This window comes from Acinetobacter sp. V115_6, assembly GCF_031799025.1.
In the GTDB taxonomy this organism is placed as follows: domain Bacteria; phylum Pseudomonadota; class Gammaproteobacteria; order Pseudomonadales; family Moraxellaceae; genus Acinetobacter; species Acinetobacter pittii.
Map to the genome: position 1 here is coordinate 86,093 of NZ_JAVQNO010000013.1, position 23,239 is coordinate 109,331.

A 23,239-nucleotide genomic window follows, 5' to 3' on the forward strand; every position below is an offset into this window, starting at 1 on the left:
TATGTTACAGACACAAGAGGGACTCTGTCACCTGAGCGTCAAATTATGTCTCATCTCTCTATATTTTTAGTTACTTGCTATAAAGTTAGGCAAACTAGAGGCCTATCGATTCTAGTCTTTTACCTTGGGTTTCTTCACCTAATATTAAAATTACAGCTGCAACCAAAAGTAAAACAATAGTAAACATCATAAAAACATGGCTAAACCCATTCTTGGAAACCATCATATGAGTGACGACTATCGGTGCCAAAATTCCACCTAAACGCCCCATTGCCGATGCCCAGCCTGAACCAAAAGCCCGAATGTTGGCTGGATATTGCTCTGGTGTATAGGTATATAACACGCCCCACGCACCCAAATTAAAGAATGACATGAGACAGCCCCAAAACATAATGCTATTTACACTATCGGCTTGTCCAAAGAAATATGCAGACAAGGCACAAAAACCGATAAATGCAGCGAGCGTAATTTTTCTACCTAAACGCTCTACAAACCATGCTGCTGCTAAGTAACCCGGTAGCTGAGCCAAAATCATAAGCAATACATATTCAAATGATTTGACAATATCATAGCCCTGTTTCACTAATAAACTCGGTAGCCATGTAAAGATGCCATAGTAGGAATACACAATTCCAAACCAGATCAGCCAAAGCATTAAGCTTCTACGAGCAAATTGACCACTCCAAAGTTGTTTAAAAGAGACTTTTTGTCGCATTGCTACAGGCACGACTTCAATATGGTGAACAATTTGAACGCCTGCTTGAGCTTCTAATTTTTGAACCAATGCATGTGCTTCTTCAACACGTCCACGGTTAATCAGGTAAGGTATCGATTCAGGGAGTTTTTTCCAAATTACTAAAATATAAATCAGTGGGAGGCCACCCATAAGAAATGCAATGTGCCAACCAAATTTAGGAATAATAAAATAAGAAATGAGTGCAGCAACTAACCAGCCCAAACCCCAAAAACTTTCGAGTAGGACGATAAAACGACCACGTACATGGGCAGGTATATATTCACTCACCAATGTCACTGCAACGGGTAACTGTCCACCAAGCCCAAGACCAACAATAAAACGGAAAATTAATAACCACTTCAAATCTGGAGCAAAAGCACATAAGGCAGTCGCAATACTATAGATGGCCATGGTAACTGCAAATATTGTCTTACGGCCAAAGCGATCTGCTAAAGCTCCTGAGCAAACAGCTCCAATAGCCATTCCTACAAAACCAATACTCACAATCCAACCGCTTTCGGCTGGTGTTAATGCCCAGTCTTTAACAAGCGTTGTCATGATAAAAGCAATGATACCGGTGTCCATCGCATCAAACATCCAACCTAAACCAACCACCCACAGTAATGTGTAGTGAAATTTGCCAATTGGAAGATTTTGTATACGTGAAACCAGATCCATAGGAAAAACTCTACTGGAAAAAATAAGTGAGCAAGACAATATATTTAATTGTTATATCATGCTCACATCGAATTCTGCATGATTAATGTTCGTCAGTTGAAGAAGCCGATTCTGCATCATCATCTTTATAAATAAATTTAGGCATTTCTAAGCCAAAATAGATTGCAATCAGACGTAAGGTAAAGCCAAAAATTAAAGTTGAAATAACGGTTAACTCTAGGCTTAATCCTAAATCCTGACAAACCCAGTAACAGATGACTGCCACAAAAGAGATACTCGCATAGAGTTCACGACGGAAAACGAACGGGACATCGTTACATAAAATATCACGTAAAATACCGCCAGATACTCCAGTCAACACCCCAGCTACTGCTGATACGACAAAACCATGCCCCATTTGTAAAGCAATCTGGCAACCAATAATTGTAAAACCAATCAAGCCTAAAGCATCGAGCACCAAAAAGATGTTATGTAAATGACGCATCCATTTGGCAATAATAATTGTGACAAATGCAGCACAGCAGGTCAGAACCAAATATTCTGGATGTTTTACCCAAGTTAAAGGATAGTGACCAAGCAATACATCTCGCACCGAACCACCACCTAAAGCAGTCACACAGGCAATCAGTACGACACCGAACCAGTCCATACTCCGTCGACCAGCAGACAATGCTCCTGTCATGGCTTCCGCAGTAATCGCAATAATATAAATAACGGTGAGTAACATCGCCCTTTCCCTCAGGCCAAACAGTGGGCGTATTTTAAGATAAACTTACAGAAATTGTGCACAGCATTGCTTAAATTTTTTTCCTGAACCACATATACAAGGTTGTTTCATTGTGACGTGCATATCGACCGTTGGGTCGAGGAAAAACCATTTTTGCTGGTGATAAACAAAATGTGAAATCTCATGATGAATTTGGGCTTTTTGTCCATCATGATAGTGAGCCTTGAACTCAACCTGTGCGTGGGTTTTATCTAATTTTTCGTTGGCGTTAACTACATCTAAACCCAACCACTGATTTTGTTTGCTCCACTCTGCGATAGCATCTTTATCAAGTGCTGTTTGCTGACCTAAAGCAGTCGTTTGCACAATATAATCAATTTGCTGTAATGCAAAAGCGCTATAACGTGAACGCATAAGCTGCTCTGCCGTTAGTGCTTTGGCTGTGCCTAAGTGTAAAGGCTCACAACATTGTGTATAGCTGCCTTTTCCACATGGACAAGTTTGTTGGGTCATTTGGTATTTCTCAAATAAAAAATAGCTCAGAGTTGAGCTATTTTATGATGTTTCTAGACTTAAAACGTCATTTAATCTTTTGATTCATCTTGCTCGATAGAAACAATATGAACTTTCTCAATTTTATGACCTTCCATCGTAATCACTTCAAAGCGATAACCATCCGCCTCAACAGCTTCACCATTTTCCGGTAAACGGCCTAAATGGAATAACAAGTAGCCCGATAAAGTTGAATACAGCTCACTTTCGTCAACGAGATCACGACCTAATAAAAGTGATACATGGCGAATATCAGTTGAACCTTCAAGCATTAATGAACCATCTGCCAAGCTTTCAGCAGCAGCGTCTAACTCATCTTCATCTGGGAATTCACCAGCAATTGCTTCTAAAATATCAATTGGTGTTGCAATACCTTCGATAGAACCATATTCATTTAATACGATCGCCATTTGTAAAGGTGCTTGACGCAATTGCTCCATCACCATAAGTACTTGAGCATTTTCATGCACAATCACAGGTTCACGTAGATGCTTTTGGAAATCAATTACACCTGTCTCAATAAAGTTATTTAAAACTTTATGCGTAAGCGCGATACCTTCAATATTATCAAGCTCACCACGTGCAACGATCAAACGTGAATGTGTCATCGACATTAAACGTTCTTTTAAAACTTCAGGCTCATCGTCTAAGTCAATCCACTCAAGTTCAGGGCGTGGAGTCATAACAGACTTTACAGGACGCTCTGATAAACCAAGCACACCTTGTACAAGCACACTGTGATAAGCGCCATTTTCTTCGTCAAAAACCTCATCAGCAAAAGCTTGCGTCGCCAATACATCTTCTTTATCAGAAGATTGAGTATCTGAAGAACCACTGTTTTTGCTGCCTAACATACGTAAAACCGCAGAGGCAGTGCGATAACGCAAGTCTGTGGTTGTAACTAGCTTTTCCTGATTGCGGCGCATGCTCTGATTGATAACTTCCACTAAAACTGAGAAGCCAATTGCAGCATATAAGTAACCCTTCGGAATATGGAAACCAAAGCCCTCCACCACCAAAGAGAAACCGATCATCATCAAGAAGCCAAGACATAGAATGACAACTGTTGGATGTTTATTGACAAAGTCCATGAGGGGTTTGGATGCCCACAACATGATACCGACCGCGATAACAACCGCAACCATCATCACTGACAGCTCTTTCACCATACCAACAGCTGTAATCACACTGTCTAATGAGAATACGGCATCCAGTACAACAATCTGGACAATAACCATCCAGAACGCTGCATGAACAGGATTATCTTCTTTATGGAGTTGTTTTCCTTCCATTCGTTCATGCAATTCCATGGTGCCTTTAAATAATAAGAACACACCACCGAACAACAAGATCAAATCACGACCAGAAAATGGATGATCAAAAATATGGAAGAGTGGCTCAGTCAGTGTCACGACCCAAGCAATCGAGGCTAAGAGTACAAGACGCATTCCTAACGCGAGCACCAAACCGATTATACGGGCTTTAGCTCGTTGCTCTGGCGGTAATTTCTCAGCCAAAATCGCGATAAAAACGAGGTTATCGATCCCCAATACAATTTCAAGAACGATTAAAGTTGCTAAACCCACCCACGCAGACGGATCAGACATCCATTCAAAGATCATCGATCCTGCTCCTGTGTTGTTTGAATTTTATCTTTATTTGGCAACACAACAGGCGCGCCTTCACAAAGTGAGGAAAATGTTTTTTTAAGACAAGAAATTAAAACGGAGCGACTACAACCACTACCCATATTTGTTCATATGTTGTTAAACGAATTTTTAGTATAGGCAAGATTTAACATAAATTCATCATTTTTATTTGTTCATGATTAGCATTCACCAAACCCATACAAAACATGACTCTTTCTTATAAATCTGCTTATAAAGTTGTCATATCTTTTGCTTAGTGTAGACAAGAAATATGAACGTGATAAGGTGAAAATAAAGCAATGAATAGCGTATTAACAATGGCAGTAAATGATTCACCAATAACAGCTGTAAAAACAAAACAACCTCTTATTGCATTATATTGTGGTTCACGTGCAGGAAATAATCCAATTTACCGAGAAAAAGCAATTGAACTTGCTCATGGAATTGCTGACCAAGGTTTTGGTTTAGTCTACGGCGGTGCCAGTATCGGCTTAATGGGACAAGTCGCAGATAGCGTTCTCGCAAACGGCGGAGAGGCTGTCGGTGTAATCCCTGAATTTATGCTTGATTATGAAGTCGCACATGCAGGTCTAACTGAATTACATGTGGTCGAAACTATGCACGAACGTAAAGCCATGATGGCAGAACGCGCGAGTGCATTCATTGCATTACCAGGTGGTTTAGGGACATTTGAAGAAATATTGGAAATTGCTACTTGGGGCCAACTCAACCAACACCAAAAGCCCATGATTTTATATAACGTAAATGGCTTTTATAATGCATTAATTGCCCAATTGGACCATGCAGTACAAGAAGGTTTCCTCCCCCTTCAGCACCGAGCTAAATTAATTGTCTGTGATGATGTTGACCAAATTTATAACGTCATTAAAAACTTAAAAATGCCAAAAAGATTTGTTGTCTAGTTGTCCACCTACTCTATTTAAAAAGCGGTTCTGCCGCTTTTTTTATTTTAACTATTTTCACCTCTGCCTTCAAAAGAACTTAGATTTAGTAAAGGGGTATTCAACATTGGCTTACTTCTTTTAAATTCAATTTGTTTTACACTAGACCAAAACGTTAATTTTCAAATGTTATGAATGCCACGCCGACACACCAAGCTTTGCAACCCGAATATCGACTACTCGTTCTTTTGGTTTCTATTGGCTTTTTTATGCAGGCCTTGGACACAACCATTGTAAATACTGCTATTCCTGCGATGGCTCATCATCTAAATGAAGATCCTTTACGCATGCATAGTGTAGTGGTGGCCTATGTATTATCGGTTGCTGCCTGCATTCCTCTAAGTGGATGGTTAGCAGACCGCTTTGGTGTTAGAAATATTTTCTTGTCGGCAATCGTAATCTTTACTCTGGCTTCTTTAGGTTGTGGTCTTTCTCAGAGTCTCAATCAGCTGTTATTTTTCCGAGTCATCCAAGGCATAGGCGGCGCCTTATTACTCCCTGTTGGCCGGCTATCACTTTTAAAAATTATTCCTCGAACTCAGTTCTTAGCTGCGATGAGCTTAATGAGCCTTGCAGGTTTACTCGGGCCGTTGGCGGGGCCAACTTTGGGCGGATGGTTAGTTGAAGTTGCAACTTGGCATTGGATTTTCCTGATTAATATTCCTATGGGTATACTTGGCATATTAATGACACTAAAAGTCATGCCGAATGTAAAAGAACCCTCGGTCAAAACATTTGATTTGGGCGGTTTCATTTTATTAGTAGTGGCCATGATTGGCTGGTCTTTAGGGATCGAACATCTAGCCTCACCTGAATATTCAAAATGGTTTAGTATTTCGCTATTAGTCGTCGGAATAATCGCAACACTATGGTATGCCTACCATTCACATACTCATCAAAATGCATTATTCCGCAGCCGACTCTTTAGAAACAAAATTTATGCGATTGGTATTTTAGGTAATTTCTTTGCTCGCTTTGGTGGGAATGCCTTACCTTTTGTTTTACCACTCATGCTACAAGTCGCTTTTGGTTTTGAACCATTTATTGCAGGTTTAATGATGATTCCATTGGTCTTGGGCTCATTATTTTCAAAGCCAATTGTCAGGCCTATTATTCAAAAAATTGGCTATCGACGTTTTTTACTCATCAACACAACATTAGTTGGGCTATGTATTGCCTCTTTTGCAATCATGACCGTCGATACTCCAATTTGGTTTAGAGCCTTGCACTTTTTCTTATTTGGCACATTAAATTCACTGCAATTTGTTGGCATGAATACATTAACCTTGAAAGACTTGCCTCAACAAGATGCAAGTAGCGGTAATAGTTTTTTGTCGATGATCATGATGCTATCAATGAGTATTGGTGTTGCACTGGCTGGTACACTGATCAATATCTTTACTAATTATTATGGTGCAGACCACGTGACAACAGCGTTTCATGTCACTCTCATTTGTCTCGGTTGTATCAATGTCATTACTGCATTTATTTTCTGGCAAATTCCAAAGGATACGCCTGTATAAGCAGTTGCATTTTTAGCATGGTTTCTCGCTCGCGAATCACGCTATGATGTCGACTTCAAATTTTAACGAGTTTTGAATGAGCAAACTGGCTAAAACTTTTTTCACATCACGGCACAATACCCTAATCGGAATTGGCTTAGCTTGTGTTATGGGAGTCTTAGCTTATTTTGGTCTGTTCTATCAACAAAAAGCTGTTGCGCAGGATTATCCGGTGCAAGGATTCGATGTTTCTCATCATCAAGGTGATATTAACTGGAAAAAAATATCACCGGAAAAATTCCAATTCGTCTATTTAAAAGCGACTGAAGGCGGCGATTACAAAGATTCAAAATTTCAGGAAAACTGGCTCAAGGCACGTGAACATGGTTTTCATGTAGGCGCTTATCACTTTTATCGTCTATGCCGTGATGGTAAAACGCAAGCAGATAACTTTATTGCGACTGTACCCAACAAAGCCGATGCCCTTCCTCCTGTTATCGATCTAGAATATGACGGTAACTGTATTAATGCGCACACCAAAGAACAATTACTTAAAGAAATAGGCATCATGCATGATCGCTTAAAACAGCATTATGGCAAACAGCCTATTTTTTATATTTCCAAAACTTTTTACCACATTGTATTAATTGGAAGTTTCCCTAATACACCACTTTGGGTCAGAGATTACGAAGGAAAACCTGAGCTGAAAGACAAAAGAAAATGGCTCTTTTGGCAGCATAGTAATCAAGGTAAAATTGAAGGCATGACAAAACCAGTAGACTTAAATGTTTATGGGGGTTCAGTCAAAGAATGGTATCATTTTTTACAGCAGCAAGGCATCGTGAAAGCACAATAATATGCGCAAAATCATTCATATCGATATGGATGCCTTCTATGCATCGGTCGAATTGCGAGAGCGTCCTGATCTAAAGCATCTTCCCGTCGTTATTTCTTCGCATCATCCGCGAGCTGTGATTGCTGCTGCCTCCTACCCTGCCCGTGAATTTGGTTTGCGTTCTGCCATGTCGATGAGTCAGGCAAGAAAACTATGTCCTCAAGTTGTCATTATTGAACCAAATTTTGAAAAATACCGTACGGTTTCCGCTCAAATTCACTCAATCTTTCAGCAATATACGCTACTTATTGAACCTTTATCTTTAGATGAAGCCTATTTGGATGTCACTGAAAATCTAAAACAAATTGCGAGTGCAACTGAAGTTGCTATGCACATTCGAGAAGATATTTTTCGATTAACTGGGCTTACTGCATCGGCTGGTGTAGCACCAAATAAGTTTTTGGCAAAAATTGCTTCGGATTGGAACAAACCTAATGGTTTATGTGTAATCAAACCTTCGCAAGTTGCTACTTTTATTCAAGACCTTCCGCTTAAAAAGATTCCTGGTGTGGGCAAAGTCACTCAGGAAAAATTGCAGCAGCTTCAGCTACATACGCTGGGTGATTTACAGAAAATTGAAGAAGCTGTTTTGGTTCACCACTTTGGTAAATATGGACAACAACTCTATCTATATGCTCAGGGCATTGACCATAGACCCGTTCAAGCTGAAAGAGCTCGCCAACAAATTTCGAAAGAGACCACTTTTGACAGTGATTTTACTTTGGCTCAATGTCAGCCCTATTGGCAGGGATTAGCTGAAAAAGTCTGGCAAACACTAGAGAAAAAACAGCTCAATGCACGTGGTGTCAATATTAAGCTTAAACTTAAGAATTTTCAGACTTTACAACATAGTAAAAGCTTTAAAAGACCGATCCAGTCGCTACAGGACTTAGTCCAAGTTTTATTTTTATTATTAAATGAAATGCAGATTCCCGAACATTTCCAGTTTCGCTTGATTGGTATAGGCGTTTATCAATTACAGACCCAAGCTGATGACTTCCAGCTTAACCTCTGGTAATTGACTACTTTTCACTCAAAAGAGCAACTTTTAAACAAAATAGACTCCCTTTTACTAAAACTTTAGAGTAACCTAATCCACGCATATTCATTACCCCTGTATTTGCAACATGCCAAAGCAACCTTTACTTTCGGCATATCGTCCTGTGATTGGCGTGACGACCAAATCCGAATATTGCAGGGCACAAATGTGCCCTTTATCTTATAAAGAATTATAAAAAATTAATATTACAGCATTTCTCTACCGCATCTTCCGTTAAACTAACTCAATAAAATTACAACATATTAATTAGTTAACCATGATGAGCCCTAAACAAATTTTATGTATTGAAGATGAAGCTGCTATTGTCCTTCCTCTACGTTATGCGCTTGAACGTGAAGGCTGGAATGTCAGTTGGGCAAATACGGGGACTCAAGCATTACAATATCTTTCAGAACAAGCTTTTGATTTTATTATTTTAGATATCGGTTTACCTGATCTTAACGGCTTTGAAGTCTGCAAACAACTACGCCAAAAATCTCAAACACCTTTATTATTTCTTACGGCACGAGATGATGAAATTGATAGAGTTGTCGGTTTGGAAATTGGCGCAGATGATTATTGTACAAAGCCTTTTAGTGCAAGGGAAATTGTGGCTAGAATTAAAGCCATTTGGCGTAGAATGGAAGTACAAATACAAAGTAATTCAAGTCAAAATCCAATCTCTCAGGCTGCAATAGTTGCTCCATGCTCGATATGGTCATGCAATCCACAATCTTTGCAAATTCAATATTATGGAAAATCATTACAACTGACGCGTTATGAATATCGATTGTTATTTTTGTTGATTCAACATCCTGAACAAGTCTTTAGCCGTCAGCAATTAATGGATCATATTTGGGAACATCCTGAGCATAGCTTAGAACGCACAGTCGATACGCATATCAAAAGTTTAAGGCAAAAACTAAAACAAATTACCCCTGATAATGATCCTATTCGGACGCATCGAGGGTTCGGATACAGTCTAGTGAAGTTAGGTTAATCAATGTCCATCTTTATCCGCATTTGGTTTTTCTTTAGCTTAGTGGTGGTACTGAGCCTAAGCTTTATTGCTTATACATTAAACCAACAGGTCAAACCAAATGTCCGCCAAGTGGTCGAAGATACACTTGCTGAAAATGCCAATATTATTGCCCAACTGATTGCAGAAGATGTAGCACAAAAACAAGTTAGTACGCCCGAATTTGATCAAAAAATTCAAGCAGCGTTATCTCGCCAACTGAATGCTACAATTTGGCAGCATAAAAAAGATGAAATTAATCAACAACTTTATATAACAGATCAGCACGGCATAGTAATCTATGACTCAGAAGATCAAGCCATTGGGCAAGATTATTCAAAATGGAATGATGTTTATTTAACCCTACAAGGTAAGTACGGTGCACGTTCTACTGCAACCACACCTTATGACCGAAACAGCAGTGTAATGTATATCGCTGCGCCGATTATCTACAAACACCAATTAATAGGTGTGGTCAGTATTGGTAAGCCAAATCAATCCGTGCAACCTTATATTACACGTGCAGAACGTCAACTGATTTATCAAGCGCTGTGGATCGCTGCACTCAGCTTATTACTTGCAAGCATGGTGGCATATTGGTTAAGACACAGTATTGATAAAGTACGTCGTTATGCTCAAGCACTAGCACCTGTCAATCAAGCTCCATTTTTCTATTCTGCAAAAGAGCTGAACCAAGTGACTCAAGCGCTCAGTGAAATGCGAGAGAAACTAGAAGATCGTGCTTATGTCGAAAATTATGTAAATACTCTGACCCATGAATTGAAAAGTCCACTCACGGCGATTCAAGCCAGTGCAGAACTATTACAAGATGATCTGCCCTTAGAAGATCAACAACAATTTGCTGCACATATTGTTGAGCAAAGTCATCGCTTGCAATCTCTCATTGAACGAATGCTGTTGCTGACACGCCTAGAGAAGAATCAGCATGTTTTAGAATTCCAAAATGTTGATTTATTAAAACTAATTCGAGATTGTTTGACTCAACAACACAGTATTTTTCAAATTAAACAAATTCAAATAAAGCTGAATCTTCCTGAAGATTGTACAATTTATGCTGATCCCTTTTGGCTTAAACAAGCCATCAATAATCTATTAGATAATGCAAGAGACTTTTGCTCTGAACAAGGTCTTCTCACCATTCAAGTCAGGAAAAATACTGTCACTGATGGCATTGAAATTCTGTTATTCAATGAAGGTGAAGCCATTCCTGAATATGCCTTAAATCGTGTCTTTGAAACCTATTTTTCATTACCACGTCCGCATAACCAGCAAAGAAGTACAGGTATCGGACTAAGTATCGTGCAGCAGATTATCCAACAGCATCAAGGTCATATCACTATTCAAAATATCCCTGAAAATTATTTGGATTTTTTAAAGCAACACAAATCGGGAGTATTGGTAAAAATTTTACTTCATCAAAACTTCACATAAGCTTCAACTGCAACTCATTTAAAACGCATATCGATTCGAGACACTGGTCATATCAGAATGACAATGGAATCCACTATGCGTAGAAACTTTATCAATCTTAAAATAGGAGCGGTTTTATTCCTAATTTTGATTTTTTATATTGGCCTCTTTTTTATTTCAAACTTGGTAGATGAACGCCAAAGCTATCAACAACAAGTAATTCAAGACATTGCAAAAGAACAAATTCGCCCCCAACAAGTGATCGCACCATATTTAAAAATCCCTTATCAAGTTCAAACCATATGTACCGATGAGCAAAAGAAAACTTACGCTTGTATCCAAACATTATTTGTCACCCTAGGGGCAGAATCAACGGACTGGAAAGCTCAGTTTAAAGTTTCTGATAACACTTACAAACGCAATATGTATAAAGCAATTAGCTATCAAAATCACATGTTAGGTAAAGGTGTATTTAAAGGCACAATGCTTGAATCACAACGCAACTATCTTTGGGATCAAGCTGAAATCATTTTTCCTATCCAAGATGCTCGCGGTCTAAACGCCAAGCCAACATTTAATATTGATGGAAAAAATTATAAATTTGACTTTTCTGCGCAAAGCCAAGGTCAACATGGCTTTGATCTTCTTCATATCACCAGCAAGCAATATCCTGAACTGATCCTAAAATTGCAAAAAGGTTTTAGCTTTAGTCTGCAATTTGATTTAGAAGGTTTAAGCGAATTTGCCTTTGTTCCAACCAGTTACGAGATGACCTATCAAGCTAAAGGCAATTGGGGAGATGTCAAATACGATGGTCAAAGTTTGCCTTTTAAGAAACTGAGCAAAAAACAATTCTTTGAAGCTGACTGGAAAAATATTGCTTTAGGTAAACGTAATTTAGATCGTCTCTCAACCTGTGCAAATAGTCAGTGTTTTTACCAAGCTGTAAATACTCAAAGCAATCTGATCAGTGATGTTGACTCTGGTTATGCTGCTTCAGATACATCTTCAAACAACATTTCTGGTATTTCAACGCAGTTTTTAGAACCCGTTAATATTTATACCCAAACTGATCGTGCCATCAAATATGGCATTATGGTGATCATTATTACCTTTGGTTGCTTCTTCTTATTTGAAGTTTTGAAAAGTCTTAAAATTCATCCTATTCAGTACGCTCTGGTGGCTATGGCACAAGGTGTATTCTTTGTTTTGCTTCTATCTATAAGTGAATATTATGCTTTTGGCCTAGCCTACCTCGTTGCGGCAGTTGCATGTATTGGGTTGATTACTTGGTATTTATACTTCGTCGTTCAAGGTTTTAAAGCCGCCATACTCTTCGGTGTTTTGCTCAGTGCTTTATACGGCATGATGTATCTATTACTACAATCCAGCGGCAAGACCTTCCTTTTTGGCTCTATTCTCTCGTTCATACTAATTGCATGTGTCATGTACATAACACGCCATGTTAATTGGTATCAGTCTGAACAACAGCGCATCTAAATCTATCAGATAAAGTTAAATTTTTATATTAAAATTAGGATTTTAACATGTATAAAACGACCAAATCAGCTTTAAATCAACTCAAACAATTGTGTCCAAATCAAAGCTCCGTTGCAGCTTGCTTGAATCAGCTTCGGCGCGCCAAAATCCAATTTTTAAATTTAGGTAATATTATTGTTTGCCCACAATACCGCTCTATTCTTATTTTCAAACAGCGTAAATTAATGGAAATAGAAACTTTTTCAGCCTAATTTAAAGAAATTTACACTGCATTAGAATTGTATCAAGTACAATCTTTTCTATCGTTTTTATATCAGGTAAAACTTATGTCTGTGCAGCGTTTACACGTTACTTCACGCTACTGCGAAGTTGCGATTTCAGGTAATTTGGTACACCTAGCTGGGCAACTCGCAGATGATACAAGCGCAGATGTCACAGGGCAGACTCAACAAACTTTAGATAATATTGACCGTCTATTGGCAGAAGCTGGAACAGATAAAACCCATATTCTTTCTGTCATGATTTTCCTAAAAGATATCGAAAAAGATTATGCAGCAATGAATGCTGTTTGGGATGCATGGATTAGCGAAGGACATCCACCAGCACGTACATGTGTAGAATCAAAACTCTACGCACCAGATGTACTTGTAGAAATGACGGTTGTTGCGGTACTTCCATAATTTTTATAATTATAAACCTACATAAAATTGAGCAATATCTGGGGTGATATTGCTCAATTTTTTAGTAATTTTAAAATTTTGAATTTCAGCATTTTATTCAAATCTTCTTAAATGAGCTTTCAAATCAATTCTGCTAATGTCGAATTTTTAAGGCTTCACAAAAGCGTTTGACATTCTTTCTAGCTGGGGTGTCGCATGCAAAGTTGCTAACTCTGATTCAGGACTCAATAAATCTCTTCTTAGGTCATGATAATCAGGCACACTACTATAATGAAGAACACGATAGCCAGCCAATTGTAATAGGCGACGCTCGTATTGTTGATGGGCTCGGCGTAAACCGTTTTCCCCTAGAACAACAACTACAACTACCTGATAATTTTGATCAAGCACAACAAAATCAGCTGACATATTTTGATATTTACGACGTGTATGCGCGTATTTTGTAGTTAGAAGTGCATCAAAAGATACATGCGCTAATACTGTAAATTTGGGCAAAACAGTTTGTAGTCTGGTTAAGGTCATTTGCTCATGGCTAGTTAACACTGCACGGCGCTTTAAAGCACTATCATGTTGATGCCTTCGTGACAGACTTTTCACTGCCATAACAACAACCAAAAATAATAATAAGATCGTAATTAAATAGTACATGGGTCCATCCTTTAAGTTTTTTATAATGATTTTGCTAGATCACGCTTTGTTTTAATTGATAACGACACAGCCGTTTTTAAAAGGTTCACTTAGTAATTTCACTTGTAGTTATCAAGCTTGGCTTAAATTTATCCACCCTCACATTATTTATAATCATAGAATCAATAACAATCAAGTGCAGCTCGTCAGATTTTGGCTATTTATCATTATTCGTTACGTTTTTTGTACTTTAAATCCTCAAAAATCTCATTATACGATTTAAATAGAGTCATAAAAAACAAAACAGGCTCTATTTAAGAGCCTGTTTTATCATTATCCACGAACTTTAGATTTAGGTTTACTTTTCCCACCAAACGGTCTTTTTTCTCCGGTTTCACGAGGAGGTAAACCATTATGTTGCGTTAGAACCTGTCCTTTTTGTGGACGCTTCTGATTCGAATGATTATTCGTTTGCTGATTATTTCGTTTAACTGAATCGCCTGCTGTAGACGAATTCTTCTTGCGAGCAGACTTATATTCCCCTTCTGTGCCTTTTGGCTGATAAGTCGGAATTAAATGCTGCTTCGAATTACCAATTAAATCTGCGCGACCCATCTCTTTTAGGGCCTCACGAAGTAATGGCCAGTTGTTTGGATCATGATAACGCAAGAATGCTTTATGCAGACGACGGCGTTTTTCACCTTTTACAATATCAACTTTTTCAGTATATCGAGCTACTTTAGCAAGCGGGTTTTTACCCGAATAATACATGGTTGTTGCCGTTGCCATTGGTGATGGATAGAAAGTCTGTACCTGATCGGCACGGAAACCATTCTTTTTCAACCAAATTGCAAGATGCATCATGTCATAATCTGAAGTACCCGGATGCGCAGCAATAAAGTAAGGAATTAAATATTGCTCTTTTCCTGCCTCTTTACTGAAACGGTCAAACATTTGTTTGAAACGATCATACGTACCAATACCCGGTTTCATCATTTTAGATAACGGGCCTTGTTCGGTATGTTCAGGAGCAATTTTTAAATAACCACCAACGTGATGTTGTACCAACTCTTTGACATATTCAGGGTTCAATACAGCAAGGTCATAGCGCAAACCTGAACCAATCAGAATCTTCTTCACACCTTTAATTGCACGTGCTTTACGATAAAGCTGCACTAAAGGCGCGTGATCGGTATGTAAGTTTTGACAAACACCCGGATAAACACAAGAAGGTTTACGGCAGTTCTTCTCAATTTCTGGGTCTTTACAGTGCAAACGGTACATGTTTGCTGTTGGGCCACCTAAATCTGAAATAATACCAGTGAAGTTTGGTGCAGTATCACGGATTTTTTCAATCTCACGTAAGATCGAATCTTCCGAACGGTTTTGAATAATACGACCTTCATGTTCTGTAATCGAACAGAATGTACAGCCGCCAAAACAGCCACGCATAATGTTGACCGAAAATTTGATCATATCAAATGCAGGGAAACGCGCATCACCATAAGTAGGATGTGGCAAACGTGCATATGGAAGATCAAACACATAGTCCATTTCTTCTGTAGTTAGAGGAATTGGAGGTGGGTTAATCCACACATCACGTTCACCATGGCGTTGCACCAACGCACGAGCATTACCTGGATTAGTTTCAAGGTGCAAAATACGGTTTGCATGTGCGTAAAGCACTTGATCCTTTGCCACTTCTTCAAAAGAAGGCAAGCGAATAACCGCCAACTCTCGTGGTGGCAATTTGTGTTTAATCGCTTTTGACGGTGCCGGCTTTAATTGAACGATTTGAGTATCGTCATCAAGTTTGTCGCCTTCACGCACAATCGGATTTGCAACAATCTCTTTTTGGAAATTTTGATACTGAGCTAAAGAGTTACCCTTTTCTTTTTCAACCTCACAGCCATCAATATCTTCTGTCATGACATATGGGTTAATAATTGGATCAACACGCCCAACCGTATCTACATCATTACTCGCAACTTCAACAAACTTTGCTTTTGATGCTTTGTTATGTTTATTAATAATAAATGCCGTACCACGAACATCTGTAATCTCGTGGATTTTCTCACCTTTAGCCAAACGATGCATTACATCAATAATGGCACGCTCACCATTACCATACATCAGCAAATCAGCTTTTGAGTCCATCAAAATCGAACGACGGACTTTATCTGACCAATAATCGTAGTGTGCGATACGGCGTAAACTGCCTTCAATACCACCCAATAACACAGGTACATCAGGGAATGCTTCTCGACAACGTTGGCAATAAACTGTTGCTGCGCGGTCAGGACGTTTATTTGGTTCATTATTTGGAGAATAAGCATCATCCGAACGGATTTTACGATCTGCGGTATAACGGTTAATCATCGAATCCATATTACCTGCGGTTACACCCCAAGCAATTGTTGGCTTACCTAAAACTCGGAAGCTTTCAACATTGGTCCAGTCTGGCTGCGCAATAATTCCGACACGGAAACCTTGTGCCTCAAGCACACGTCCAATCACACCCGATACAAATGATGGATGGTCAATATAAGCATCACCACAGACTAAAATAAAGTCACAAGCATCCCAGCCGAGTTGGTCCATTTCTTCTCGTGACATCGGCAAAAATGGCGCTGGTTCAAAACACGACGCCCAATATTTGTCGTAATCAAACAGCGCTTTGGGCGCAGTTTGCATGGTGTAGGCAGTAGACATGGCTTGCGAATCTCGGCTAGCAGATGAAGGAGAGACATCTAAAGATGAAAGCCGATCATTTTAACATGAATTTCATTCATTTTCCCTGTTTATAAAACATGCGAAAACAACAATATAGAAATTAATTTGATTAAAGTTTATTCAATATTTTATTCTTGGAATAAATACGGCGGACCAAAATCCGCCGCAGTTTTAATTTTTATTTATAAAGCTTAGAACAAAGCTTTTGGCAAACGAATCTGAATAATTTCGTTATCGTCAGCCAGTTTTGCGTTACGTCCTGTCGAACCAGGGAAGTTATTATCATTGAAAACCGTCAGTGTTGTGCCATTTTCAATAATCACATCTTCAATCGTCTCAAATGGAAAAGCAAAAACCTGCCCCGTACTAATATCCCCTGCTCTAGCTGTGCCATACAGCATATTCGGGTTAGCAATTTTAATTAAATCAACCAAATCTTCACGGCTGACTAGCTGGCCTGACTCATTCAATTTAATACGGATTAATTTTTTATATCCGCCTAAATTATTCTGAGTCGCATCACGCTCAATAATAATGCCTTCTTTATCATTAAAGAGTTGGAAGTCACCAATATTGGTTGCCTTGCTGTCTAACTGGAACCAATAATATTTCCCTGTATACGCTTTTTTCTTAATGTCGAATTGAGAAATCAGCAACTGTCTTTCCGTTTCCCGAATTGATTTAATTGGCTTTTCTATAAGCGGATAAAGATACTGCCCATCTGGCGAAATCGCCATTCCTTCAAAACCACCACTTTGCTGAACCAGAGGTTCCACAAAATTAATTTGTGCTTTATTAAACTGATTTTGTGGTGAACGTAATTCTTGGGTCGGATTTAATGGATTTGGTAAAGCGATTGGTGCATCTAGTAACACACCATCGGCTGAAAAATGAAGTAAATAAGGACCAAATTCATCCCCAATCCAATAAGTGCCATCGCTAGTACGTTGCATTGACTCTGGGTCAAAATCAGCACCCGTTAATAAACGCTCAGGTGTATTACCATTAATGATATTAAATGGAATTAATTTATTCGGATCACGCAATTGAATAAAGCTTTGTACCGTAACCTGCCCTGTACCTTTGGTTTTAGTTTTGAAATCAGGTTTTAATTTATAAATACGAAGTAAAAAGTCTGCTGAGTTATCTTGGGTACCAAAGCCATTATCGGCCATTGCCATATAGCTGCCATCTTCATTTTTTAATGCAGCAGAAAAACCTTGTACAGGCTGGCCTTTAAATGGAGGATAAATTCCGTTTGCACCTTTTACATATGCACCAGAGTCTGGGCCAGCAGCATAGGTTTCTACAGGCAATTTGGCAAAAGAAATTAAGGTTGGTTCGGTAACATTTTCAGTAGGTGAATTTTGTTCTTGGTCGTTATCATCATTACATGCCGCCAATCCTAAACTGGCACAGCATAATAATACCGCTAATGTTTTTTTGCTCATGGTTTTATACAGTTGGTAAAAAATTAAGCAAATTTAATCAAGCTTATATGAAGTTTTTACTTCAAAAAGATGAAATCTTTATGGCGAAAATATGACAAGACTAACTATTTAATACAATCTTAAAAATTCGACTTCTTTGCTAAAAACTGATTAAAGTTTTGTTGGCTGATATTCTCCAGCAATTGCTGCTTTTAAAAATTTTTGGAAAGTTGGACATTCCATATGATTTTCCGCAGGACATACCGCAGCATGCTCTAATCCTTGGCTGATAAAATGCAATCGTTTTGCCATTTGCTCTAATTGTTCAGCTTTATCTTTTAATTTTTTCCGATCAAGTTCAGGCTTACCATCTTGTCTAAACATTGCAGCAATCTCATTTAAAGAAAAACCCGCAGCACGACCTAAAGAAATTAATGCCAATTGATCAATGACCTGCTTGCCATATTGTCGACGTAAGCCTTGCCGCCCTATCGATTTAATTAATCCCTTCTCTTCATAAAAACGTAGTGTAGCCGTTGTGACTTTTGCCTTTTTAGCAACTTCACCAATATCCATAATAACCTCTTGACTTCAAGTGAACTTGAACTTGCACAATAAATTTATCACGTTTCATACGTATAAAAGCAAGGTGTAAAAATGAATACCTCTACGTTGTTCTTTCAAGCTTTATGTCTTGGTATTGGTGCAACTATATTTATGGATATTTGGCTATTAATATTAAAGATATTCAAAATTCCGACCTTAAATTTTGCCTTCCTCGGCCGCTGGGTTGGTTGGATATTTCAAGGGAAACTTATCCATCAATCTATTGCAAAAAGCCCTCAAATTAAGGGTGAATATTTATTGGGTTGGATTGCTCACTATAGTGTTGGGATTATCTTTGCATTGAGTTTTCTTTTCATTATTGGTTCAACTTGGCTTAGCCATCCTCAGTTTTACTCAGCTCTAATGTTTGGTTTAGTCACCGTCCTCATTCCATTTTTTATTATGCAACCTGCGATGGGTAGTGGCTTTGCTTCATCAAAAACACCGCATCCTTTTTTGAACTGTCTAAAAAGTTTGATGAACCATAGTGTTTTTGGTTGTGGCTTATATCTCACTGCAAAACTATTTCAAATTTAATGAAAAAGGAGACTGCTCATGAAGACTGTTGCCATCATTTACCATAGCCGCCAAGGTCACACCCAATTTATTGCTCAGCAAATTCAAACTGGTATTTTGAGCCATAAAAATATGAAAGCAGATTTACTCAATACTGAAGATATTATCAACAGCCCAGAAATTCTCATCCAATATGACGGCTTAATTTGGGGATCCCCCACTTATTTAGGTGGTGTATCTTCCAAATTAAAACAACTCATGGATGCAACTGGTCCATTATGGAAAAAACAAAGTTTTAAAGGAAAATTAGCGGCTGGATTTACCGTTTCATCTCTTCCTGCTGGTGATAAACAATCGACGTTAATTTCGATTTTCACCTTTTGTATGCAACACGGCATGTTATGGGTCGGTAATCCAATCATGCCTGAACAGCACCAAGGCATTCCTTATACGCAAGCAGCCAATCGTCTCGGTTCATGGTCAGGCTTAATGGCTCAAGCTGAACATGGCAGTAATGCAGATGGTTTTGATGAAGGAGATATTAAAACTGCTCAACAATTTGGAGAAAATTTTGCATTGACCTTAAATGCTTATCAAGGAATATAAGGCCATGAAAGCACAGAAACTTTTATTCCTCTTAATTTTATCAGGAATGATGTCTTTTATAGTTTCAGGTATTTCAACTTTCAAGGCTGTAGGGCTAAATCATCACTTTGTTTCATTATGGTTATCGGCTTGGATCATTGCATGGATATTAGCTTTCCCAAGTGTATTGATTTGTGCTCCTATAGCCCAGAAATTAATCGACATCATATTTAAGAAAGTTGAAAAAATACGCCTGTAAGTTAAAACGTACAAAACTTGCGGTGATTTGCGGATATTCAGCTTTAGTATTTTTTCATAGTATATAAATCATAGAGAGACAGGATGTCTCATTGAAGAAGAATAAGAACGCAGGAAGCGGTAGTTGACAGGAGTTAGCTACATAAAGCTGAATACGAAGAAACCTCGACAGGATGTCGGGGTTTTTTCATTTCAATTATACAAAACTCTTACTTTATAGATGTGCTGAGCAACAGAACTTATATTGATCCGATAAGTACGGCTGAATACCATCATTTCATTTGAAATTTGATTATTGGTTTTGTATTTTGCTTACCTCATCTTTAGCTCAAGATCATTTTGAACCATCAGAATTACACCGCCTTAGCTTCAAATTTTTTATTATTGCATTGATGACAATAATGTCAGGGTGTACAAGCTTAGGACCTAACAGTGGCTCATTTTCTTGGCGCTCCAATAAACTCTCGTCTGGCTTACAAAAAGCTTATTCTGTTCCAGCGAGTACAGCCAATCGGCTATCTCCAATGATTATTCAAAGTGCTGACCAATATAATGTCCCCCCTCTTTTACTCGCAGCAGTCATCAGGCAAGAGTCTAGTTACAATAGTAACGCTCGCTCTCCTACTGGCGCCGTAGGTTTAACTCAAATTATTCCGAGTTATTGGCAACAAACTTGTGCGGGGAATTTATATGATGAAACCACTAATATTCAATGTGGTGCTTATATTTTGAATCACTATTATCAGTCAGCTGATAGTTGGTTCAAGGCAACAGCTTATTATAATGTGGGACCGACTGGATATGAGCGAAGCTTCTGGACACGACACAAAGCAAAAAAATATGCTCGATCTGTGAAACGTCATCAGAAAACTTTAAAAAGTGCTTTATAAATTAAAATCAAATAAAAAAGCCCATCTATTAATGGGCTTTTTTACATAGTTAATTTTATTCGTCAAATAAGCCTTCAAATAAAACAGAAGATAAATAACGTTCCCCACTGTCTGGCAGAATAACAACTATTGTTTTACCAGCATTTTCAGGACGCTCTGCAATTTTAGCTGTAGCAGCCAAGGCGGCTCCACTTGAGATACCTACCAAAATACCTTCTTGAGTTGCACAGTTTCTCGCCCATTGAATTGCTTCTTCACTACTCACTGGCAAGACTTCATCAACCAAATCTAAATCAAGATTTTTTGGAATAAAGTTTGCACCAATCCCCTGAATTTTATGGGGTGCAGGCATAATACTTTCACCATTTTTGGTTTGAGTAATAATTGGAGATTCAGCAGGTTCAACTGCTACTGAGTACAATGGCTTATTTTGGACCTGTTCAAAATAACGAGAAATACCCGTTATCGTACCTCCAGTACCTACGCCAGCAACTAAAATATCAACCTGCCCACCTGTTGCTTGCCAAATTTCTGGGCCAGTTGTATCTACATGAATTTGTGGATTGGCTGGGTTTTCGAATTGTTGAGGTAAGAAATAAACATCTGGTTGCTCAGTTGCTAATCGTACCGCTTCATCAACCGCACCTTTCATCCCTTTCGACGGTTCAGTTAGAACTAAATTAGCACCTAAAGCTTTTAATACTTTTCTACGTTCAAGACTCATGCTGGCTGGCATAGTCAAAGTAATTGGATAACCCTTCGCCGCCGCAACAAAAGCCAATGCAATCCCTGTATTACCACTAGTTGGTTCAACTATGTGCATGCCTTCTTTTAATACGCCACGCTTTTCTGCATCTGCAATAAGTGCAGCTCCAATACGGCATTTCACAGAAAAGGCAGGATTACGACTTTCTACTTTCGCTAATACAGTTGCACCAGTTTTAATTAAACGATTGATACGAACTAAAGGAGTATTACCAATAGCTTCTGCATTATTTGAATAAACTGCGATACCCAAATTATTGGGTATTGGGAATTGCTGATCGGTAGACATGTTATATCCTTATTAGATTTGGAATGATTCTGAATCATTATAGGCTTGTGGAATTAGGAGAAAAGTAGTAAAGATAAAAAATTATAAAAATAAATATTTTTCAATACCTTAAACATAAATAATAAAAGTAAATGACCCTTTTAACTCAATGCATCATGACCAAAAAATAACGAGTAAACAAGCATTAATCTTCTACTCCTTATTGCTCATCCAGAATTTGCGCTAATCTCTTTTGGTAATTATTCAAAAAATCCTTTGTTACTCGGAAATGTTCTGTTTCTTCATAGCTCACCTGTTCAATTCCCGATTCCGAAAACTGGTAAATTTTTGCATTTGGGTACGCCAAAAGGATAGGGGAATGTGTTGCAATAATAAATTGGGATTGTGCCCGACATAAACGATCTAAGACTGATAGCGTTGTCATCAGCATGGTTGGCGATAAAGCGGCTTCCGGTTCATCCAAAAGATATAAACCTTGTCCTTTTAACTTCATGGTTAATAGCTTTAAAAACCCCTCCCCATGAGAACGGGTATGTATATCTCCACCGTAACCCGCCAGATAATCTATTTCTTTCATATAAGTTGCCACGTTATAAAAACTTTCGGCCCTTAAAAAATAATAGTCCTGAGGCTTTTTATAGCTTTTTATTGTGCGTAGAGATTGATACAAAACAGAACTGGTGGTAGCCGTATTCAGTTGAACATTGCGTGTTCCGCCTTCTTCCGAAAAGCCTAATGCCAGTGCCAACGCTTCGAGAATAGTGGACTTGCCTGAACCATTTTCCCCAACAAAAAATGTAACATCAGGATGAAATTCAATATTTTCCAAATCATTTACTGCTGGAATAACATAGGGATAACTGGCCCAGTCCAAGCCCTCTGGAGCTTTCAGCTTTATGGCTCTGATATAAGGTTTTTCTTCCATAATACTATTAGAAATCTATTTTCATTCTATAGCATAGTGAATTTTGAGTAGCAATAACATGCTTATGCAGTTCTCAACGCCTTAATTTGACGCTTTTCTTATCCATAAAAATTCCACTTTGAAACAGTTGAGCCAAGAATAAACTCTTAAAACATTTTTCTCACACAATAAAAAACACCCCCATTTATTAGAACGGGGGTGTTTAGAATAATGAGCTGGCGATGACTTACTCTCACATGGGTAACC

The 23,239-nt window shown here is 38.4% G+C and carries 24 protein-coding genes; 13 read left to right on the plus strand and 11 right to left on the minus strand.

Translation table 11 applies throughout. From position 1 onward, the window contains the following. Nucleotides 1-94: 94 nt before the first annotated feature. The 4 genes from RMA94_RS02400 to RMA94_RS02415 form a co-directional block, all read right to left on the minus strand. Nucleotides 95-1,414 (minus strand): MFS transporter, encoded by a 1,320-nt coding sequence (locus RMA94_RS02400; protein ID WP_002121171.1) that lies wholly within the window; start codon nucleotides 1,412-1,414, stop codon nucleotides 95-97. Nucleotides 1,415-1,496: 82 nt separating this feature from the next. Continuing rightward, nucleotides 1,497-2,141 (minus strand): trimeric intracellular cation channel family protein, encoded by a 645-nt coding sequence (locus tag RMA94_RS02405; RefSeq protein WP_002121256.1) that lies wholly within the window; start codon nucleotides 2,139-2,141, stop codon nucleotides 1,497-1,499. Between the two features lie 45 nt (nucleotides 2,142-2,186). Next, nucleotides 2,187-2,654: a YchJ family protein gene (locus RMA94_RS02410; protein ID WP_130174260.1), complete on the minus strand. Its 468-nt coding sequence runs from the start codon at nucleotides 2,652-2,654 to the stop codon at nucleotides 2,187-2,189. Nucleotides 2,655-2,725: 71 nt separating this feature from the next. After that, entirely contained in the window at nucleotides 2,726-4,315 is a 1,590-nt protein-coding gene (locus RMA94_RS02415) for a TerC family protein (protein WP_130174261.1), read from the minus strand. A 326-nt stretch (nucleotides 4,316-4,641) separates the two neighbouring features. On the opposite strand from RMA94_RS02415, the gene RMA94_RS02420 reads away from it, so the two are divergent. The 4 genes from RMA94_RS02420 to dinB all read left to right on the plus strand — a co-directional run bounded on the left by RMA94_RS02420 (nucleotide 4,642) and on the right by dinB (nucleotide 8,719). Beyond that, entirely contained in the window at nucleotides 4,642-5,265 is a 624-nt protein-coding gene (locus tag RMA94_RS02420) for a TIGR00730 family Rossman fold protein (RefSeq protein ID WP_032012517.1), read from the plus strand. A 170-nt stretch (nucleotides 5,266-5,435) separates the two neighbouring features. Then, nucleotides 5,436-6,827, plus strand: coding sequence for a multidrug transporter subunit MdtD (gene mdtD / locus RMA94_RS02425; RefSeq protein ID WP_130174262.1), 1,392 nt, complete (start codon nucleotides 5,436-5,438; stop codon nucleotides 6,825-6,827). Nucleotides 6,828-6,903: 76 nt separating this feature from the next. Next, a complete protein-coding gene (locus tag RMA94_RS02430; RefSeq protein ID WP_130174263.1) occupies nucleotides 6,904-7,662 on the plus strand; it encodes a GH25 family lysozyme in 759 nt (252 codons plus the stop codon). A 1-nt stretch (nucleotide 7,663) separates the two neighbouring features. Next, nucleotides 7,664-8,719 carry a DNA polymerase IV gene (gene dinB / locus RMA94_RS02435; protein WP_057075983.1) on the plus strand — a complete coding sequence of 352 codons (1,056 nt, stop codon included), beginning with the start codon at nucleotides 7,664-7,666 and terminating at the stop codon, nucleotides 8,717-8,719. A gap of 4 nt (nucleotides 8,720-8,723) precedes the next feature. Here dinB and RMA94_RS02440 read toward each other — a convergent pair whose 3' ends face one another. Beyond that, nucleotides 8,724-8,840 carry a hypothetical protein gene (locus RMA94_RS02440; RefSeq protein WP_311081716.1) on the minus strand — a complete coding sequence of 39 codons (117 nt, stop codon included), beginning with the start codon at nucleotides 8,838-8,840 and terminating at the stop codon, nucleotides 8,724-8,726. A 177-nt stretch (nucleotides 8,841-9,017) separates the two neighbouring features. On the opposite strand from RMA94_RS02440, the gene creB reads away from it, so the two are divergent. The 5 genes from creB (at nucleotide 9,018) to RMA94_RS02465 (ending at nucleotide 13,369) form a co-directional block, all read left to right on the plus strand. Beyond that, nucleotides 9,018-9,740, plus strand: a complete 723-nt coding sequence (gene creB, locus RMA94_RS02445; RefSeq protein ID WP_081313584.1) for a two-component system response regulator CreB — start codon at nucleotides 9,018-9,020, stop codon at nucleotides 9,738-9,740. 3 nt (nucleotides 9,741-9,743) lie between these two features. Then, nucleotides 9,744-11,210 (plus strand): two-component system sensor histidine kinase CreC, encoded by a 1,467-nt coding sequence (gene creC, locus RMA94_RS02450; protein ID WP_068930534.1) that lies wholly within the window; start codon nucleotides 9,744-9,746, stop codon nucleotides 11,208-11,210. Nucleotides 11,211-11,285: 75 nt separating this feature from the next. Continuing rightward, nucleotides 11,286-12,689, plus strand: a complete 1,404-nt coding sequence (creD, locus tag RMA94_RS02455) for a cell envelope integrity protein CreD (RefSeq protein ID WP_130174264.1) — start codon at nucleotides 11,286-11,288, stop codon at nucleotides 12,687-12,689. A gap of 47 nt (nucleotides 12,690-12,736) precedes the next feature. Further along, nucleotides 12,737-12,940 (plus strand): hypothetical protein, encoded by a 204-nt coding sequence (locus RMA94_RS02460; RefSeq protein WP_046812250.1) that lies wholly within the window; start codon nucleotides 12,737-12,739, stop codon nucleotides 12,938-12,940. Between the two features lie 75 nt (nucleotides 12,941-13,015). Next, the gene (locus RMA94_RS02465; RefSeq protein WP_014208144.1) at nucleotides 13,016-13,369 is read left to right on the plus strand and encodes a RidA family protein; all 354 of its coding nucleotides are present in this window, start codon (nucleotides 13,016-13,018) and stop codon (nucleotides 13,367-13,369) included. Nucleotides 13,370-13,516: 147 nt separating this feature from the next. On the opposite strand, the gene RMA94_RS02470 is transcribed toward RMA94_RS02465, so the two are convergent. The 4 genes from RMA94_RS02470 to RMA94_RS02485 form a co-directional block, all read right to left on the minus strand. Next, nucleotides 13,517-14,017, minus strand: a complete 501-nt coding sequence (locus RMA94_RS02470; RefSeq protein WP_017385843.1) for a DUF2726 domain-containing protein — start codon at nucleotides 14,015-14,017, stop codon at nucleotides 13,517-13,519. Between the two features lie 312 nt (nucleotides 14,018-14,329). Beyond that, a complete protein-coding gene (locus tag RMA94_RS02475) occupies nucleotides 14,330-16,708 on the minus strand; it encodes a YgiQ family radical SAM protein (protein WP_202724766.1) in 2,379 nt (792 codons plus the stop codon). 212 nt (nucleotides 16,709-16,920) lie between these two features. Continuing rightward, the gene (locus tag RMA94_RS02480; protein ID WP_311081726.1) at nucleotides 16,921-18,180 is read right to left on the minus strand and encodes an esterase-like activity of phytase family protein; all 1,260 of its coding nucleotides are present in this window, start codon (nucleotides 18,178-18,180) and stop codon (nucleotides 16,921-16,923) included. 150 nt (nucleotides 18,181-18,330) lie between these two features. Further along, nucleotides 18,331-18,735, minus strand: coding sequence for a helix-turn-helix domain-containing protein (locus RMA94_RS02485; protein ID WP_284116259.1), 405 nt, complete (start codon nucleotides 18,733-18,735; stop codon nucleotides 18,331-18,333). An 81-nt stretch (nucleotides 18,736-18,816) separates the two neighbouring features. On the opposite strand from RMA94_RS02485, the gene RMA94_RS02490 reads away from it, so the two are divergent. The 4 genes from RMA94_RS02490 (at nucleotide 18,817) to RMA94_RS02505 (ending at nucleotide 21,014) form a co-directional block, all read left to right on the plus strand. Then, nucleotides 18,817-19,302: a DUF2938 domain-containing protein gene (locus tag RMA94_RS02490; protein ID WP_311081730.1), complete on the plus strand. Its 486-nt coding sequence runs from the start codon at nucleotides 18,817-18,819 to the stop codon at nucleotides 19,300-19,302. An 18-nt stretch (nucleotides 19,303-19,320) separates the two neighbouring features. Continuing rightward, a complete protein-coding gene (locus tag RMA94_RS02495; protein ID WP_068930539.1) occupies nucleotides 19,321-19,887 on the plus strand; it encodes a flavodoxin family protein in 567 nt (188 codons plus the stop codon). A gap of 4 nt (nucleotides 19,888-19,891) precedes the next feature. After that, nucleotides 19,892-20,125, plus strand: a complete 234-nt coding sequence (locus RMA94_RS02500) for a DUF2798 domain-containing protein (RefSeq protein WP_311081734.1) — start codon at nucleotides 19,892-19,894, stop codon at nucleotides 20,123-20,125. 280 nt (nucleotides 20,126-20,405) lie between these two features. Next, nucleotides 20,406-21,014 (plus strand): transglycosylase SLT domain-containing protein, encoded by a 609-nt coding sequence (locus RMA94_RS02505; protein WP_311081736.1) that lies wholly within the window; start codon nucleotides 20,406-20,408, stop codon nucleotides 21,012-21,014. Between the two features lie 55 nt (nucleotides 21,015-21,069). Here the strand turns inward: RMA94_RS02505 and cysK are convergent, their stop codons facing one another. Beyond that, on the minus strand, nucleotides 21,070-22,068 hold the full coding sequence (gene cysK, locus RMA94_RS02510; protein ID WP_262442397.1) for a cysteine synthase A: 999 nt from the start codon (nucleotides 22,066-22,068) through the stop codon (nucleotides 21,070-21,072). A 199-nt stretch (nucleotides 22,069-22,267) separates the two neighbouring features. Continuing rightward, nucleotides 22,268-22,993, minus strand: coding sequence for an AAA family ATPase (locus RMA94_RS02515; RefSeq protein WP_170249533.1), 726 nt, complete (start codon nucleotides 22,991-22,993; stop codon nucleotides 22,268-22,270). Nucleotides 22,994-23,239 lie beyond the last annotated feature (246 nt).